The 15,408-nt window shown below is 45.8% G+C and carries 17 protein-coding genes, 1 other RNA gene and 1 pseudogene; all 19 read left to right on the top strand.

Annotated features, from left to right (window positions below):
- Positions 1–1,776 carry an aspartate--tRNA ligase gene (gene aspS / locus LZ11_RS09855; protein WP_148867715.1) on the top strand — a complete coding sequence of 592 codons (1,776 nt, stop codon included), beginning with the start codon at positions 1–3 and terminating at the stop codon, positions 1,774–1,776.
- 52 nt (positions 1,777–1,828) lie between these two features.
- A non-coding RNA gene (ssrS, locus tag LZ11_RS09850) (6S RNA) lies at positions 1,829–2,012 on the top strand.
- 82 nt (positions 2,013–2,094) lie between these two features.
- Complete coding sequence (locus LZ11_RS09845; protein ID WP_148867714.1) at positions 2,095–2,382, top strand: metal-sensitive transcriptional regulator; 288 nt, start codon at positions 2,095–2,097, stop codon at positions 2,380–2,382.
- Positions 2,383–2,397: 15 nt separating this feature from the next.
- Entirely contained in the window at positions 2,398–2,838 is a 441-nt protein-coding gene (locus LZ11_RS09840; RefSeq protein WP_148867713.1) for a SoxR reducing system RseC family protein, read from the top strand.
- Positions 2,839–2,901: 63 nt separating this feature from the next.
- Positions 2,902–5,544, top strand: coding sequence for an alanine--tRNA ligase (gene alaS, locus LZ11_RS09835; RefSeq protein ID WP_148867712.1), 2,643 nt, complete (start codon positions 2,902–2,904; stop codon positions 5,542–5,544).
- Positions 5,545–5,628: 84 nt separating this feature from the next.
- On the top strand, positions 5,629–5,889 hold the full coding sequence (locus tag LZ11_RS09830) for an IreB family regulatory phosphoprotein (RefSeq protein WP_148867711.1): 261 nt from the start codon (positions 5,629–5,631) through the stop codon (positions 5,887–5,889).
- 29 nt (positions 5,890–5,918) lie between these two features.
- Complete coding sequence (locus LZ11_RS09825; protein ID WP_148867727.1) at positions 5,919–6,866, top strand: aldo/keto reductase; 948 nt, start codon at positions 5,919–5,921, stop codon at positions 6,864–6,866.
- A gap of 16 nt (positions 6,867–6,882) precedes the next feature.
- A complete protein-coding gene (gene ruvX / locus LZ11_RS09820; RefSeq protein WP_148867710.1) occupies positions 6,883–7,320 on the top strand; it encodes a Holliday junction resolvase RuvX in 438 nt (145 codons plus the stop codon).
- A 39-nt stretch (positions 7,321–7,359) separates the two neighbouring features.
- Positions 7,360–7,665 carry a DUF1292 domain-containing protein gene (locus LZ11_RS09815; protein ID WP_148867709.1) on the top strand — a complete coding sequence of 102 codons (306 nt, stop codon included), beginning with the start codon at positions 7,360–7,362 and terminating at the stop codon, positions 7,663–7,665.
- 453 nt (positions 7,666–8,118) lie between these two features.
- Positions 8,119–8,656: pseudogene (locus LZ11_RS13055) on the top strand (PCRF domain-containing protein); the annotation flags it as partial.
- A gap of 52 nt (positions 8,657–8,708) precedes the next feature.
- Positions 8,709–10,142 carry a menaquinone biosynthesis decarboxylase gene (locus LZ11_RS09805; protein ID WP_148867708.1) on the top strand — a complete coding sequence of 478 codons (1,434 nt, stop codon included), beginning with the start codon at positions 8,709–8,711 and terminating at the stop codon, positions 10,140–10,142.
- Positions 10,132–11,028 carry a UbiA-like polyprenyltransferase gene (locus LZ11_RS09800; RefSeq protein WP_148867707.1) on the top strand — a complete coding sequence of 299 codons (897 nt, stop codon included), beginning with the start codon at positions 10,132–10,134 and terminating at the stop codon, positions 11,026–11,028. The genes LZ11_RS09805 and LZ11_RS09800 overlap by 11 nt, the downstream gene beginning before the upstream one ends.
- Before the next feature lie 4 nt (positions 11,029–11,032).
- Positions 11,033–11,641 (top strand): UbiX family flavin prenyltransferase, encoded by a 609-nt coding sequence (locus LZ11_RS09795; RefSeq protein WP_148867706.1) that lies wholly within the window; start codon positions 11,033–11,035, stop codon positions 11,639–11,641.
- Positions 11,625–12,596 carry an ABC transporter substrate-binding protein gene (locus tag LZ11_RS09790; RefSeq protein ID WP_148867705.1) on the top strand — a complete coding sequence of 324 codons (972 nt, stop codon included), beginning with the start codon at positions 11,625–11,627 and terminating at the stop codon, positions 12,594–12,596. Before LZ11_RS09795 ends, LZ11_RS09790 begins: the two co-directional genes overlap by 17 nt.
- 19 nt (positions 12,597–12,615) lie before the next feature.
- The gene (locus LZ11_RS09785) at positions 12,616–13,365 is read left to right on the top strand and encodes an ABC transporter ATP-binding protein (protein ID WP_148867704.1); all 750 of its coding nucleotides are present in this window, start codon (positions 12,616–12,618) and stop codon (positions 13,363–13,365) included.
- Entirely contained in the window at positions 13,362–14,102 is a 741-nt protein-coding gene (locus LZ11_RS09780; RefSeq protein ID WP_148867703.1) for an ABC transporter permease, read from the top strand. Before LZ11_RS09785 ends, LZ11_RS09780 begins: the two co-directional genes overlap by 4 nt.
- A gap of 318 nt (positions 14,103–14,420) precedes the next feature.
- Complete coding sequence (locus tag LZ11_RS09775; protein ID WP_281282746.1) at positions 14,421–14,888, top strand: Fur family transcriptional regulator; 468 nt, start codon at positions 14,421–14,423, stop codon at positions 14,886–14,888.
- A gap of 47 nt (positions 14,889–14,935) precedes the next feature.
- Positions 14,936–15,085, top strand: a complete 150-nt coding sequence (locus LZ11_RS12385; RefSeq protein ID WP_170240234.1) for a hypothetical protein — start codon at positions 14,936–14,938, stop codon at positions 15,083–15,085.
- A 140-nt stretch (positions 15,086–15,225) separates the two neighbouring features.
- Positions 15,226–15,408: hypothetical protein (locus tag LZ11_RS09770; RefSeq protein ID WP_148867702.1), on the top strand; the 183-nt coding region annotated here is incomplete at its 3' end.

Below are 15,408 nucleotides of genomic sequence, written 5' to 3'. Positions count from 1 at the left end.
ATGGGCGAAAAGATAAAAAGAACTCATCATTGCGGATCATTGACTTTGGAAAATACCGGCGATGACGTTGTCCTGGCCGGATGGGTACAGACCCGCAGAGACCTCGGGGGGCTTATATTTGTCGACCTGAGGGACCGGAGTGGCATGGTCCAGGTTGTGTTCAGCCCCGAGTATAACCGGCAGGCTTTTGAAAAAGCCAGTGAAATCAGGAGTGAATTTGTGCTTGCAGTTAAGGGCAGGGTTTTTAAGCGGCCTGAAGAAAACGTCAACCCGAAGATCCCCACCGGGGAAATAGAGGTATTTGCAGATGAACTTGAGATCCTGAATACGGCCAAGACTCCGCCTTTCCCTATAGAGGATGACATAAAGGTCGACGAGAGCCTGAGGTTGAAGTACAGGTATCTTGATCTTAGAAGGCCCTCCATGCTGCACAATATGACCTTCAGGCATAAGGTAAATAAGGCTATAAGGGACTTTTTGGATGAAAACGGTTTTATTGAAATAGAAACCCCGATGCTTACCCGGAGCACACCTGAAGGGGCCAGGGATTTTCTTGTACCAAGCCGCCTTAATCCCGGCACCTTCTACGCCCTACCTCAGTCACCCCAGCTCTTCAAGCAAATTCTGATGGTGGCGGGGATTGAACGATATTACCAGATAACCAGGTGTTTCAGAGATGAAGATCTAAGGGCTGACAGGCAGCCAGAGTTTACCCAGCTTGACATAGAGATGTCATTTGTCGATGTGGATGATGTGATTTCATTGAACGAAAGGCTCATTAAATATGTGGTGGAGAGAACAACTGGAAGGACCGTAGAGATCCCTTTCAGAAGGATCACTTACGGGGAGGCTATGGAGATTTACGGTTCGGATAAGCCGGACACCCGCTTCGGCTTGGAAATGGTGGATGTGACCGATATAGCCTTAAAAACCGAATTCAAGGTATTTTCCGAGGCGGCCAGATCCGGCGGAAAGGTAAAAGGAATAAACATCAAAAACTCGGCTGGACTTTTCAGCCGCCGGCAGATTGACGAACTCGTGGAAAAGGCCAAGGAGTTCGGTGCCAAAGGGCTGGCGTGGATAAGCCTTTCCAGCGAAGGAATTAAGTCCCCGATAGCAAAATTTTTTGCCCGGGAAGTTATGGAGGAACTTCTGGAGCGCATGGGAGCCCAGCCCGGAGACTTTCTGGTTTTTGTGGCGGACAGCGACCCAAGGCTGGTGGTGACATCCATGGGCCAGCTCAGGTTGCATCTGGGCAGGCACCTGAATTTGATCGATAAAAATGCGCTTAATTTCCTGTGGGTAGTCGAATTTCCTCTTCTGGAGTGGGATGAGGAAGAGCAGCGGTATGTGGCCATGCATCATCCTTTCACTTCCCCCATGGATGAAGATCTGGACCTGCTGGAAGAAGACCCGGGCAGAGTCCGAGCCAAAGCCTACGACCTGGTTCTTAACGGCACCGAACTGGGGGGAGGCAGTATAAGGATTCACAGGACCGAACTTCAAGAGAGGATGTTTAAAGTCCTGGGATTTACGCAGGAAAGGGCGTGGAACAATTTCGGCTTTCTTCTCAGGGCGTTTGAGTATGGCACGCCTCCTCACGGCGGTATAGCGTACGGCCTTGACCGAATGATAATGCTCTTGCTGGGGCTCAACAGCATCCGTGATTGCATCGCTTTTCCAAAAACCCAGAATGCGGCATGCCTCATGACGGAGGCTCCGGCGCAAGTGGAACCCAGGCAGTTGAAGGAGCTGCACATCCAGGTTACCATTTAAAGACAATTGATTTGAGGCAGCTTGTGTGGTATCATTATTATAGGAAAGCTAAAGCTCCCTGCTGTGCGCGTGGACCTGACAGAGGAAAGAGCCAACACCATGACATTGGGAGTCCGGCCTCTGGATGTGGATTGTAGGCCCTCAAAAGAGAGGGAAACATGAATCATCCAGGAGGACACCCACCTGTGAGGGCCGGGTCTCTGTTCCTTGTCAGTACACGGCATGGCGGGGTTTTTTTTATATTCATTTGACGAGTATCCTAACAGGTCCTATAATGAATATAGATACCCATAAAAGGTATGGGTGGAGGTGCTTACAATGGAACGTGAAAACAGTTGTTCCTATTGCGCGAGCAAAGAAGATATAAAAAGGCGTCTGAAAAAAATTGAAGGCCAGATAAAAGGTATACAAAAGATGGTGGAAGATGAAAAGTACTGCGTGGATATACTTATCCAGATCGCCGCGGTCAGAGCGGCTCTAAACAAGGTGGGGCTGATACTTTTTAAGGACCATACCCGTGGATGCGTTGCTAGAGCCATGAACACTGACCGCCAAGAAGAAATGATCGAAGAACTGGTGGATGTCATACTCAAATTTATAAGATAGAGGGAGGAATTCCCGGTGAGGGAAAGGGCGATTGTCGTTTCAAAAAGAGGTAAAGAAGCCGAAGTTGAAATAATACGGACGTCTGCCTGTTCGAAGTGTAGGGCTTGCAGCATCGGTTCGAATAAACAGATGGTAAAGGTTTGGGCCCAAAATGAAGTGGATGCGGAAGTGGGCCAGGTAGTGGAAATTGAGATGGAGTCCAGGGCGCTGCTTTCCGCTACATTCATAGTTTACGTGATTCCGCTGGTAGGTTTTATTTTGGGAGTGGCCATGGGGTTGAAGCTGGCAGACATCCTTAATATCGGGTGGAGGGAGCCTTTTTCGTTCATAACTGGACTTCTTTTTATCGCGCTGACTTTCGCAGGCATATACGCGAACAACAGGTTTTTTGAAAAGAGCCGCATGTTCACTTCGAAAATAGTGAATATTTTGGACAACCAGGCTAGAAAACATTGACAATGAATTATATTTTCTATATAATTCATGACAAATGTTATATGCTTTTGGAGGTTTTTTGCTATGATGACCAGCAGCGAGATCAGAGAAAAATTTTTGAGTTTTTTCGAAAGCAAAGGTCATGTCCGCGTTCCCAGCTCCTCTCTGGTACCTTATAATGACCCCACGCTGCTTTTCACCAACGCAGGGATGAATCAGTTCAAAGACGTTTTCCTGGGTCTTAAGAAGTTGCCCTTCACCCGGGCTACAACTGCGCAGAAATGCGTGCGAGCTGGAGGTAAACACAACGACCTAGACAGCGTCGGAAGAACGGCTCGCCATCATACTTTTTTCGAAATGCTTGGCAATTTCTCCTTTGGAGACTATTTTAAGAGAGAAGCCATCGCATATGCCTGGGAATTTCTAACAGATGTGTTACAGCTTCCAGAAGAACGGTTGTGGGTCAGCATATACGAAAACGACGACGAGGCCTTTTATTTGTGGCAGGAAGTAGCAAATGTACCCCCGGAGAAAATAATCCGTCTGGGTGAAAAAGACAATTTCTGGGCTATGGGTGACACCGGACCTTGCGGTCCGTGCAGCGAGATATACATCGACAGGGGAGAGGAACACCGGTGCAATTCGCCGGAGTGCAAAATAGGAGTATGCGATTGTGACAGGTGGCGTGAGCTTTGGAATCTGGTGTTCATGCAATACAGCCGTGACGAACATGGAAACCTGACTCCGCTGCCGAAACCCAGCATCGATACCGGTATGGGTCTTGAACGCATAGCTACCGTGATGCAGAACGTCTACAGTAATTACGATACCGATCTTCTCCGCCCGATCATAGCTTTTGTAGAAAATATGACGGGAAAGAAGTACTATGGGGATGAGCGGGGTTTCCCATTTAGGGTAATAGCGGATCACATAAGAGCCATCACATTTCTTATTTCCGACGGCGTTTTGCCGGGTAACGAGGGCAGAAGTTATGTGCTGAGGCGTATATTGAGAAGGGCCGCCAGATTCGGTAAGGAGCTGGACCTTAACAGGCCGTTTTTATATAAGATCGTTCCGGTAGTGGTATCGCTGATGGGAGATGCCTATCCGGAAATAAAGAAAAAACAGGATTATGTTCAGAGAGTAATTAACTTTGAGGAAGAGCGTTTCCACGAAACTTTGAACGATGGATTGAAATTGCTCTATGAAGGCATAGCCCAACTTGAAGAAAAAAACCAGAAGGTAATTCCCGGGGAAATGGCTTTCATGCTCTACGACACTTATGGCTTTCCCCTCGACCTCACGGAAGACGTGGCCCGGGAAAAGGGCTTTACTATAGATAGAGAAGCCTTCAATGAGCTGATGGAAAGGCAGAGAGAAAGAGCTAAAGCCGCACGAAAAGAAGGGTATCCGGTCAACGAACTGTACGAGATACTGGCGCCTATGGAGCCCACCATTTTTGTGGGTTATGATAGTCTCTCCGCCGAAACTCAGGTTGAAATGATCATATCGGGCCAGGAGCCCGTTGTTGAGGCAGATGAAAAAGCCGGAGAGATTATACTTGTGCTCGACAGGACTCCTTTTTACGGCGAAGCCGGTGGACAGGTCGGGGATACGGGTGTAATTGAAAACGAAAATTTCACTTTCAGGGTGAGGGATACGCAGCGCACACCGGATGGGAAAATATACCATGTGGGAAAAGTAGAGAAAGGATTTATCAGGTTAAAAGAGAGGGTAACGGCCAGAGTTGATGAATCCCGGAGAAGGGATATAGCGAGAAACCACAGTGCCACCCATCTGCTGCATAGGGCATTAAAGGACGTGCTCGGAGAGCATGTAAATCAAGCCGGCTCCTTTGTGGCACACGATAGATTACGGTTTGATTTCAGCCATTTTACAGCGTTATCCGAGGACGAGATTAAGAAAATCGAAGATCTGGTAAATAAAGCAATACTAGACGACCTACCGGTAGTCGTTGTAGAAACTACGGTGGAGGAAGCCCAGAAAGCCGGCGCAATAGCCCTTTTTGGAGAAAAATATGGGGAAAAGGTCCGTATGGTCAGTATGGGCAATTACACTAGAGAACTGTGCGGCGGTACCCATGTGAGCTCCACGTCAAAGATAGGCCTTTTCAAGATAATATCAGAAAGTAGTGTCGGCGCCGGCGTTAGGAGAATAGAGGCGGTAACCGGTTGGAATCTCTTGAATTACACCAGGGAGAATCTGGCTATAATAAGCGACTTGGTGTTGCTTTTAAAGTCGAAACCCCAAGATTTAACTGCCAAAGTTGAAGAGCTGTTTGAAACCATAAAACAAAGCGAGCGGCAGATTGAATCTCTCAGGCAGCGCCTGATAAACACTCAGGTGGAAGAGATAGCCGCTGGTAAAATATCGCTGGGCGATTTCAACGTGATTTCTACCATAGTTGACTATGCGTCAGCGGAGGACCTGAGAAATATCAGCGATGTCCTGCGCCAGAAAATAAAATCCGGCATAGTGGTGCTGGGTTCCACTTCAGGCGATAGGGTTTTTCTTGTGTGCGCGGTCACAAAAGACCTGGTTGAAAAGGGGTACCATGCCGGCAAAATCGTAAAACAGGCGGCAGAAATCGCGGGAGGCAGTGGAGGAGGCAGACCTGACTTTGCTCAGGCAGGAGGCAGGTACCCTGATAGGCTGGAGCAGGCTCTTAGGGTCGCCGTTGATGTAATAAAAAACTGGACCGCATAGAATTTTCCTTTTTTGGCATAATAAAGGAGCGCGGGAATTTCCCGCGCTCCTGAACCTCAATTTTGAACTCAGGAGGGAGACGTAATGGGAGAAAACATGCAGGATACAATGATGTTTAAAAAAATGGAAAAGGAAGATTTAAAACCTGCAAAACAGATTTTAACCGAAGTATACAATGCGTTGAAAGAAAAAGGATATAATCCGATAAGTCAAATCGTGGGGTATCTTTTATCGGGGGATCCTGCTTACATAACGAGTTTCAAGGGCGCCCGCAACTTAATAAGGAAAATTGAGCGGGACGAATTACTCGAAGAACTCATAAAAAGTTATCTTGAGAAACAATGATGTGGTAATTAAAAATAGAGGGTTGCATGATGCAGTACACAAACCTGGGAAAAACCGGAATCACGGTATCACGTCTTTGTTTTGGTACGCTCACCCTTGGGCCCCTTCAGGCGAATTTTTCCGCGGAGAAAGGGGCTGATTTAATTTGTAAGGCGGTGGAACTGGGCGTCAATTTCCTGGATACCGCTGAATTCTACCGGAATTACGCGCATTTAAGGCTTGCGATAAAAAAGTCAGGGCGGGATCTGGTGGTTGCAACTAGGTCTTACGCCTATACTTATCAGGGAATGAGAGAAAGCGTTGAAAAAGCCCGGAAAGCCCTGGACAGGGATGTGATAGATATTTTCATGCTTCACGAGCAGGAATCCTGGTTAACACTCAGAGGGCATCGAGAAGCCCTGAATTATCTGATTGATGCTAGAGAAAAAGGAATAATAAGAGCAACGGGTGTTTCCACTCATACCGTCGAGGTTGTGCTGGCGGCAGCCGAGATGGACGAAATCGATGTTATACATCCCATAGTAAATTACAGGGGCATAGGTATCAAAGACGGAACGGTATATGACATGATAGAAGCTATAAAAAAGGCGTATGAAAACGGTAAAGGGATTTATGGCATGAAATGCCTGGGAGGGGGCAATCTGATAGGAGCAAAAAAGGAGGCCTTGAAATTCATACTGGGGCTGCCGTACCTTCACTCGGTGGCGATAGGCATGAAGTCCGAGTATGAAATCGCGGCAAATGTTATGGCCTTCGAAGGTAAGGAAATTCCTGAAGACCTGGAGAAGCGAATTTCCGCCGCAAGGAGGCGGCTATTAATCGAGGACTGGTGTGAGGGCTGCGGCCGGTGCGTAGAAAAGTGCGGGTTCGATGCGCTTTATCTTGAAAAAGGCAGGGTGCTGGTTAATTCAGAACGGTGTACATTGTGCGGTTACTGTGGCGGGGTTTGCCCGGAGTTCTGCATAAAAATCGTATAAAAGGGGCATCTTTTAAATGCGTATTCTGGGATTGGACGTAGGTAATAAGAGGATAGGAGTGGCCGTTTCTGACGCACTTGGAATAACAGCTCAGGGAGTAGGAGTGATCGAGCGCGGGGATGTAAAGAGAGATATCGAAAGAATATCGGAAATCGTGAGAAAGTTCCAGGTCAGAAAGGTAGTCATCGGATTGCCCCTTAATATGAACGGCACCTTGGGCCCTCAGGGACAGGCGGTTAAAGACTTCGGAGAAAAATTAAGACATTCTTTAAATTTAGATGTCCAGTACTGGGATGAAAGGTTGTCCACAGCAGCCGCCGAAAAGGTGCTGATTGACGCCGATATGTCTAGGAAAAAGAGAAAGGGAGTGATAGACAAATTATCGGCAGTAGTTATACTTCAGAGCTTTCTTGATTGCAAGTCAAATATTGACACAGGTTCAAAATTACTATAAAATGGAGCTAATTCAAGAGGATTGGAGTGATTCTTTAAGATGGATGAAAGGGAAACGATAACACTGTATGATGAAGAAGGAAAAGCAACTGAATTCGAGGTTCTCGGAGTAGTCAGTGTGGAAGATAATGATTACGCCATTCTTATCCCAATGGATGAAGAGGATGAGGAAACAGCCTATATTTTTAGAATCGATACTGACGAAGATGGCGAAGAGGTTTTGACTGTTGTCGAGGATGACGAGGAATTTGAAAAGGTGAAAGAGGCCTGGGAGGCTTTATGTGAAGAAGATTTTGAAGAAGACTATGATGAAGAATATCTTGAAGACGATGATGAAGAAGATTAATAACTTAACAAAACCTAGGCTCATTGAATATAACCGTTGAAATGAGATAAGTACCATGCCAAAAACCGCCCTTTTTATTGGGGCGGTTTTTTAAATTTAGGCTTTTGATACCGGCGCCGGTGAGGGTGCCTTAAAGAGCAGAATAACTTAATTTTATGCTTTCGAATCTTTCGAGAGGCTCCTGAAAATGTTTTAAAATTGGCATCCTTGTAAAAATCGGACAGTTTAAGGCTAATTATTTTTTGTTTAAGTTCATCAGAGATAGTGTGGGCGGGTTCCCCATAGTGACATTTTTTCACGATAGTCTACAAGGTGACATTATCATATAACCACATGTCAATGGATAGACCCTTGTGAAAAATGGCAACGTGTGCTAAAATTATATAATAATAGACAAGCTTACAAAGGAACACGCTTCCCTGGGAGAGATCGTAGCCTGCTACCGATAATATAAAAATAGTCAAGGAAATAAAAGAAAACAGGGAATTGCTCAGGGAAACCTACGGAGACGGTGAGATGGAAGAACTGATTAAAGGAGAGATGGTTTCCCTGGAGGAAAGAAAGCAGAACCTGGAAAAAAATTAAAGATGATGCTCCTGTCCAGGGACCCCGATGACGAAAAAGACGTCATCATGGAGATAAGATCCGGCGCCGGTGGAGAAGAAGTTGCCCTTTTTGCGGGGGAAAAGAGATAATTTTCGAAATCAGGGGCTCCGGCGCTTACAGCCGTTTGAAATACGAGTCGGGGGTGCACCGTGTCCAGCGATCCCCACCACGAATCCGGGGGCAGGATTCATACTTTCACCGCAACAGTGGCCGTCCTGCCTGAAGCCGAAGAGGTGGATTTGCAAAAAAAACCCAACCAACGATCTGCGTATCGGCATATTCAGGGCTTTCGGCCACGGCGGTTAGGGCGTCAATACCACCGATTTGGCGGTGCGCATAAACCCATTTTCCCACCGGCATGGTGATCACTCAGGAAGAGAAATCCTATTAAATATCCAACTTCACATCTACCAATATCAAGAGCGGGGTGTCAAGATATGTATAAAGATTTGCAGGAGTTTGTAAAGGTGCTGGAACAAAAGGGTCTGCTCAAGAGAATAAAGGTAGAGGTGGACAGCGAACTGGAAGTAACCGAAATAGTAGACAGGGTGGTAAAATCGGGAGGCCCCGCACTGCTTTTTGAAAATGTAAAAGGTTCCGAGTATCCGCTATTGGTTAATACCTTCGGAACTTACGAGCGGATGAACCTGGCACTGGAAGTTGAAAGCCTTGATGATATTGCGAAAGAAATAGAAGACCTGATAGATATATCTAATTACATAGGGTTGTTTAATAAAATAAGATCTGCCACAAGACTTGCAAAAATTGCTAAAATATTTCCAAAAAAGGTTAAGCAGGGCGCCTGTCAGGAAGTCGTTGAAGAACCGGATCTTTCCAGACTGCCGGTTTTAAAATGCTGGCCGGGTGATGGAGGAAAATTTATAACCCTTCCCCTGGTAATTACGAGGGACCCCGAGACGGGCACACAGAATATGGGCATGTACAGACTCCAGGTTTACGACGAGAAAACTACGGGCATACACTGGCACCTCCATAAAGACGGCAGTGAAATATATGAAAAATATAAAAAGCTCGGAAAGAAAATGCCCGTTGCTGTAGCGCTGGGATGTGACCCAGCCACGATATATGCTTCCACCGCCCCTCTCCCCAAAGAAATCGATGAGATGATATTCGCGGGGTTTTTGCGAAAGGCGCCTCTTGAATTAGTCAAGTGTAAAACCAACGATATTTACGTACCCGCCAATGCGGAATTTATACTGGAAGGATACGTGGATATTGATGAATTAAGGGAAGAAGGTCCCTTTGGCGACCATACGGGATACTACTCGGTTAAAGACCTTTATCCCGTGTTTCACCTGACGTGCATGACGCGCAAAAAAAATCCCATATATCCGGCCACGGTCGTAGGGAAACCCCCTATGGAGGACTGCTTTTTGGGAAAAGCTACTGAACGGATTTTTTTACCGCTTTTAAAAATACAATGCCCCGAAATCGTAGATATAAATTTTCCGCTTGAAGGCGTATTTCATAACTGCGTAATAGTGTCGATAAAAAAGAGATATCCAGGCCACGCCAAAAAGGTGATGCACGCCCTGTGGGGTATGGGCCAGATGATGTATACAAAACTTATAATTATAGTGGACGAGCATGTAGACCCGAAAGACCTTTCGACAGTAGCATGGAAGGTATTCAACAATATTGACGCCAGAAGGGATGTAGTCATAGTCGACGGGCCGCTGGATGCTCTGGATCACGCTTCTTCTTTAAAGCATTACGGCAGCAAGATGGGAATCGATGCGACGAAAAAGTGGAAGGAAGAAGGGTATGAAAGGGAATGGCCTGACGATATTGTAATGGACCCGAAAATAAAGGAAATGGTCGATAGAAGGTGGAAGGAATATGGATTCTAAAGGCCATTCTGTTTCGCTGATCGGCGCTATGATGAGGCGGTTGAAGACTTACGGGGATTTGGTTATGTTTTCTCATACGTTATTTTCGCTGCCCTTTTCGCTCATCGCCATGTTCTGGGCCGCTGGAGGATTTCCGCCGGCAAGGGTGTTTTTCTGGGCCATGGTAGCCCTTTTTGGGGCAAGAAACGGGGCCAATGCGTTGAACCGGCTGGTGGACAGGGATATTGATGCCAAAAACCCAAGGACTGCCGGAAGGCATATACCTATGGGCATAGTTAAAGAATATGAGGCTTTCATAATAGTTGTGTTTTGCTTTGCGGCCCTGGTGTTAGCCGCATTTGAACTAAATCCCCTTTGCGTCAAATTGCTGCCTGTGACAATATTTTTATTCCTGGTATATTCGTACACCAAGCGGTTTACGTGGTTGTGTCATGTGATATTGGGTCTTGCTTGCGGGGGAGCTCCGGTGGGAGCATGGATTGCGGTCACCGGCCAAATACAATGGCCTGCCGTTGTTCTCGGCGCTGCTGTAATGCTATGGGTTGCGGGGTTCGACATAATTTACGGTTCGCAGGATGTGGATTTTGATACCAGCCACGGCCTTCATTCGATTCCGGTAAAATTCGGCATAAAAAACGCACTTAAGGTATCTGCCGCTTTTCATGGAATTTCTATGGGGCTGTTATTTTACCTGTACTTTTTGATGAACATGGGTTACCTCTATCTGCTGGGCCTTGTTATTATCTCGTGTTTTCTATACGCGGAGCACAAACTGGTTTCCCCCACGAACTTAAAGCATGTGACCATAGCTTCTTATGACATTAATCAGATAGTCAGCGTGGTCTTTTTTATATTTTCTACTATGGACATTTTTATTTTGAGGTGATTGGATGGCAAGGTTTGTAGTCGGCATAACGGGTGCAAGCGGCTGCGTATACGGAGTAAGATTAATAGAAGAGCTTTTAAAGGGGAAACACGAGGTTTACCTTTTGATCACTGAAAACGGGGACAAAGTATTAAAACAAGAATTGGGGGTGGATACGGAGACTTTAGTTACAAATTTTGGCGAATTCGAAAAATATGGAGGTGCTCTTAAACATTACGACATAAATGATATTTTCGCGCCCATAGCCAGTGGTTCCTTCAAGGCGGATGGAATGGTAATAATACCGTGTTCTATGTCGACCCTAGCATTTATAGCTTGTGGATTATCACACAATTTACTGCAAAGAACCGCTGATGTATTTTTGAAGGAAAAAAGAAAAATTGTCATAGTCCCCAGGGAGACCCCGTTAAGCTCAATACACCTCGAAAACATGCTGACACTTAGTAAAATGGGGGCTCATATACTGCCGGCTATGCCTGCCTTTTACCAAAATCCACGAACTATTGACGACATGGTCAATTTCATAGTGGGAAGGGTTTTAGACACCTTGAACATCCCAAATCACCTATATGACAGGTGGAAAGGAGTTGAAAATCATGAACAAAAAAATTAATAAGATAGCAGCGATTTTTGCATTGCTTTCCCTGGTATTTTTACTGAGTGCGTGTTCGGACAATTCGGTTCAGAAAAGCAAAGAGGCGGCTGGAAGTGAAGAAAGCAGCCCCTTGGTAATCGGCGTACTTCCCGATGTGGATTCTATACCTCTGATCATTGCTGAAGCGCAGGGATATTTCGAAGAACAGGGAGTTGAGGTACGCCTTGAACATTTTAAAAGTGCCGTGGAAAGGGACAGCGCCCTTCAAAGCGGCAAAATAGATGGAGCGGTATCGGACATTCTGGCAGCGGCTTTTGCCAACGACGGGGGATTCAATGTTAAGATTACCTCCCTCACCAACGGGACTTATAAACTGCTTACAGGAAAAGAAAAAAATATCAATGAGGTTGCCAAGATAAAGGGCAGGGACATAGCATTATCAAAAAATACCATCATTGAATATGCTACCGACAAAATATTAGAAAAATACGGCATAGATCCAAACGACGTAAACAAGGTAGTAGTACCCCAAATTCCCGCAAGGCTTGAGATGCTACAAAACGGGAAGATCGACGCAGCAACACTTCCGGACCCGCTGGCTACCCTGGCCGTAAAAAATGGCGCAAAGGTTATTGAGAGCACCGACAGATTGGGGATTAATCCGGGAGTATTGCTGTTTACTCCGGAGGCATTAGAAAAAAAAGAGGATGAAATAAAGGCCTTCTATAAGGCGTATAACAAGGCTGTTGAATATCTTAAACAAAATGAAAAGTCGGCTTATATTGATATTGTGATAGAAAAAGCCGGGTTCCCTGAAGATGTTAAAGACGCCATAGTCCTTCCGGAATATACGAAAGCGGAACTGCCGTCAAAAGAGGATTTTGGCGGAGTGATGGACTGGCTGGTAAAAAAAGGCCTGATAAAGAAGGCGTATTCTTTTGACGAACTGGTGGACGGTAGATTCATAGAGTAAAGTAAAGCAGGCGTTATATATGATTACGGTTCGAAACCTCGAAGTCTTTTACAAGTCTTCACGAGGAAAATTTATGGCTCTGGCCGGGGTAAACCTGGATGTGGAAAAAGGCGGAATCGTTGCCGTAATTGGCCCGTCGGGATGTGGAAAATCCACACTGCTTTACACGCTGGCCGGAATAATAAAAGAATTTAAAGGAGAAGTTCTTATAGATAAAACTCCCATCGATCCCAGGAAGCATCGAATAGGCCTCGTTCTTCAGGATTACGGGCTTTTGCCCTGGAAAAACGTAATTGAAAATTCGCTGCTGGGGTTAAGAGTAAAGAAAAAAATAACCAAAACAGATAGAGAATATGCCGAATACTTACTGTCCCGAATGGGCCTTTCCGGCCTTTTTACAAGATACCCCGGGGAGTTAAGCGGTGGCCAGAGACAAAGAGTAGCAATAGCAAGGGCATTTATTCTAAAACCAGATATTTTGCTGATGGATGAGCCCTTATCCGCACTCGACGCAATAACCAGAGAGGAAATGCAGGACCTCTTTTTAGATGTATGGAAAGGCGATTCTATCTCAACGGTGTTTGTGACCCACAGCACCGAAGAAGCGATGTATCTGGGGAAGAAAATAGCCGTCATGACGGGTCCTCCCGGTCGAATCGTTAAAACGATGGATAACCCCTTCTTTGGTGCCCGTGAAATTAAGGACCCGGGTCTTTACTTTAGCATTAAATCTAAATTAAAAGACTTGATAAAGGGTAGACAAAAGTGAAGGTAAAAAACACCGGCCGTTATATCTTTATTTTGTTTCTAATTTTTATATTATGGCATATTGCGTCCGCTGCGGTGAAAAGTCCCTTATTTCCGCCGCCGACTGCCGTCTTTTGCAACCTGAGGGAAGTATTTTTTTCAAAGATCGCGGTTCACGCCGCCTTAAGCATTTACAGGATTGTCGCAGGCCTTATCATTTCAGTGCTAATAGGCTCTATTTTAGGGCTTTTAATGGGATTTTATCATTCTGTAGATAGAGTTTTGTCGCCGGTAATATATTTTATATATCCCATACCGAAAATCGCTTTGTTGCCTATTGTAATGATTTTGTTCGGCTTGGGTGAATTGTCCAAGATCACCCTGATAGTTATTATAACGGTGTTTCAAATCGTTATCACAATGCGCGACACGGTAAAAAACATACCAAAAGAAACGTTTTATTCCCTTACATCATTGGGTGCCGGCGATATAGTTGTTTTCAAAGAGATTATACTGCCTGCAGCTGCGCCGGAATTGCTGACCGCCGTGAGGCTGGGTGCGGGAACGGCTATTTCGGTTTTGTTTTTTACAGAGAATTTTGGAACAGTACAAGGCATAGGATATTTTATTATGGATGCTTGGATGAGGGTAAATTACATCGACATGTATTCGGGAATTCTGGTTCTCGGCGGGATAGGATTGATTTTATTTTCATTTGTAGACGCTCTGGATAGGATATTTTACCGGTGGAAAAATTAAAACTCCTGCGGGCGTGATAATAGCGTTCCGTTCCATGGCGGCCCTCGTTATGCTTGACCTTCATCCAATAATGGAGATACTGGCATTTCGTGAATAGCGGAAATGTTCTTGCATAACAGACTCCGGGACCCGGAAGAGCGTAGGAGAAAATAATATATCACCTCATTCCCCCTAGAGTGATAGTGAAATTTTATCACGATAGTCTACAAGGTGACATTATCATAAAATAACCACACCCGGTAAGATTCTAGCTTGCACTGGCATAAATACCGGTGTATAATTAATTTGTCGCATCCGTATTCCGGGAGGGAAAAAATTTTGACGAAGGATAAAGAGGAAGAGAAAGTTAGGCGGTTAAAATTGCTGGAAGAGAAATTAAAAGACAGGGAATTGAAGCTCACTCCCCAGAGGAGGGCAACCCTGGATGTGCTTTTGGAAAATCCTTCGAAGCATATGAGCACCGAGGAAATTTACGCCCTCGTGAAAAAGAAGTTTCCTGATGTGGGACTGGCTACTATTTATAGGACTTTACAGCTTTTTGACGAATGCGACATCATAAAGAAGTTAAACTTCGGCGACGGCTGCTACAGATATGAACTAAGTGAGGAAGAAAAACATCAGCACCATCACCTAATTTGTCTAAAATGCGGTCAGGTTTACGAGTTTGACGACGATCTTCTGGAAAATCTGGAAGATCAGATTGAGGCCAAAAACGAATTTAAAATTATCGATCACGTGGTTAAGTTCCTGGGATACTGCAAGAAGTGCCAGGAAAGCAAAGAATGAAAAGAGCTTGTCTCAATAAGACAAGCTCTTTTTCATGTGCGCCCGGCATGGGCGTTAACTCGGTGGTGAAAGTCCACTGCAGGCGAGGCAGCACTAGCCTGCTAGCCGAAGGCAAGGGTGTCCACTGCGAGGTGGAATCTGAAGGAAGTTGGAGGCAAAGCCACGGCCTGATGAACAAGAACCCCATAGGAGGCTAGACCGTTCGGATGAGCTGGCATAACACAGCGAAATCCCAGGCTGCCAAGGGGCGGTAGAGTATATGGGGCGGGCGCGGGGCGAAGGTTAACGCTCTTACCCGGGGAGGCCTGCCGGTAACGCCAGGTAAAGCTGGTAACCCGTGCTGAAAGGCACAGCTGAACCGGCAGGAGTCAGCAGAGGGTATAGTACCCTGGAGGTCATGAACTTTAGGGGAAGGCCCGAACATCAAGTAAGAGGTGGAGCCGATGAGTTCGAGAGAAGAGCGAAGACAGCAGAAAACCCCGAAAGGGGCCTGCCCGCGGGAGGAAGCGGTGAAGCTGCG

The sequence above is a fragment of the Thermosediminibacter litoriperuensis genome, from assembly GCF_008124715.1.
GTDB classification, from domain to species: domain Bacteria; phylum Bacillota; class Thermosediminibacteria; order Thermosediminibacterales; family Thermosediminibacteraceae; genus Thermosediminibacter; species Thermosediminibacter litoriperuensis.
Note: the sequence above shows the minus strand (reverse complement) of the source record. Positions and strands in the feature narration are given on the sequence as shown.

What these genes read in the sequence shown, in the direction of transcription:
- LZ11_RS09805 (WP_148867708.1), top strand. Translation starts at nt 8,709, where the DNA reads ATGTATAAAGATTTGCAGGAGTTTGTAAAGGTGCTGGAACAAAAGGGT.
- alaS (WP_148867712.1), top strand. Translation starts at nt 2,902, where the DNA reads ATGATGACCAGCAGCGAGATCAGAGAAAAATTTTTGAGTTTTTTCGAA.
- LZ11_RS09815 (WP_148867709.1), top strand. Translation starts at nt 7,360, where the DNA reads ATGGATGAAAGGGAAACGATAACACTGTATGATGAAGAAGGAAAAGCA.
- LZ11_RS09825 (WP_148867727.1), top strand. Translation starts at nt 5,919, where the DNA reads ATGCAGTACACAAACCTGGGAAAAACCGGAATCACGGTATCACGTCTT.
- LZ11_RS09785 (WP_148867704.1), top strand. Translation starts at nt 12,616, where the DNA reads ATGATTACGGTTCGAAACCTCGAAGTCTTTTACAAGTCTTCACGAGGA.
- aspS (WP_148867715.1), top strand. Translation starts at nt 1, where the DNA reads ATGGGCGAAAAGATAAAAAGAACTCATCATTGCGGATCATTGACTTTG.
- LZ11_RS09830 (WP_148867711.1), top strand. Translation starts at nt 5,629, where the DNA reads ATGGGAGAAAACATGCAGGATACAATGATGTTTAAAAAAATGGAAAAG.
- LZ11_RS09800 (WP_148867707.1), top strand. Translation starts at nt 10,132, where the DNA reads ATGGATTCTAAAGGCCATTCTGTTTCGCTGATCGGCGCTATGATGAGG.
- LZ11_RS09845 (WP_148867714.1), top strand. Translation starts at nt 2,095, where the DNA reads ATGGAACGTGAAAACAGTTGTTCCTATTGCGCGAGCAAAGAAGATATA.
- LZ11_RS09790 (WP_148867705.1), top strand. Translation starts at nt 11,625, where the DNA reads ATGAACAAAAAAATTAATAAGATAGCAGCGATTTTTGCATTGCTTTCC.
- ruvX (WP_148867710.1), top strand. Translation starts at nt 6,883, where the DNA reads ATGCGTATTCTGGGATTGGACGTAGGTAATAAGAGGATAGGAGTGGCC.
- LZ11_RS09795 (WP_148867706.1), top strand. Translation starts at nt 11,033, where the DNA reads ATGGCAAGGTTTGTAGTCGGCATAACGGGTGCAAGCGGCTGCGTATAC.
- LZ11_RS12385 (WP_170240234.1), top strand. Translation starts at nt 14,936, where the DNA reads ATGGGCGTTAACTCGGTGGTGAAAGTCCACTGCAGGCGAGGCAGCACT.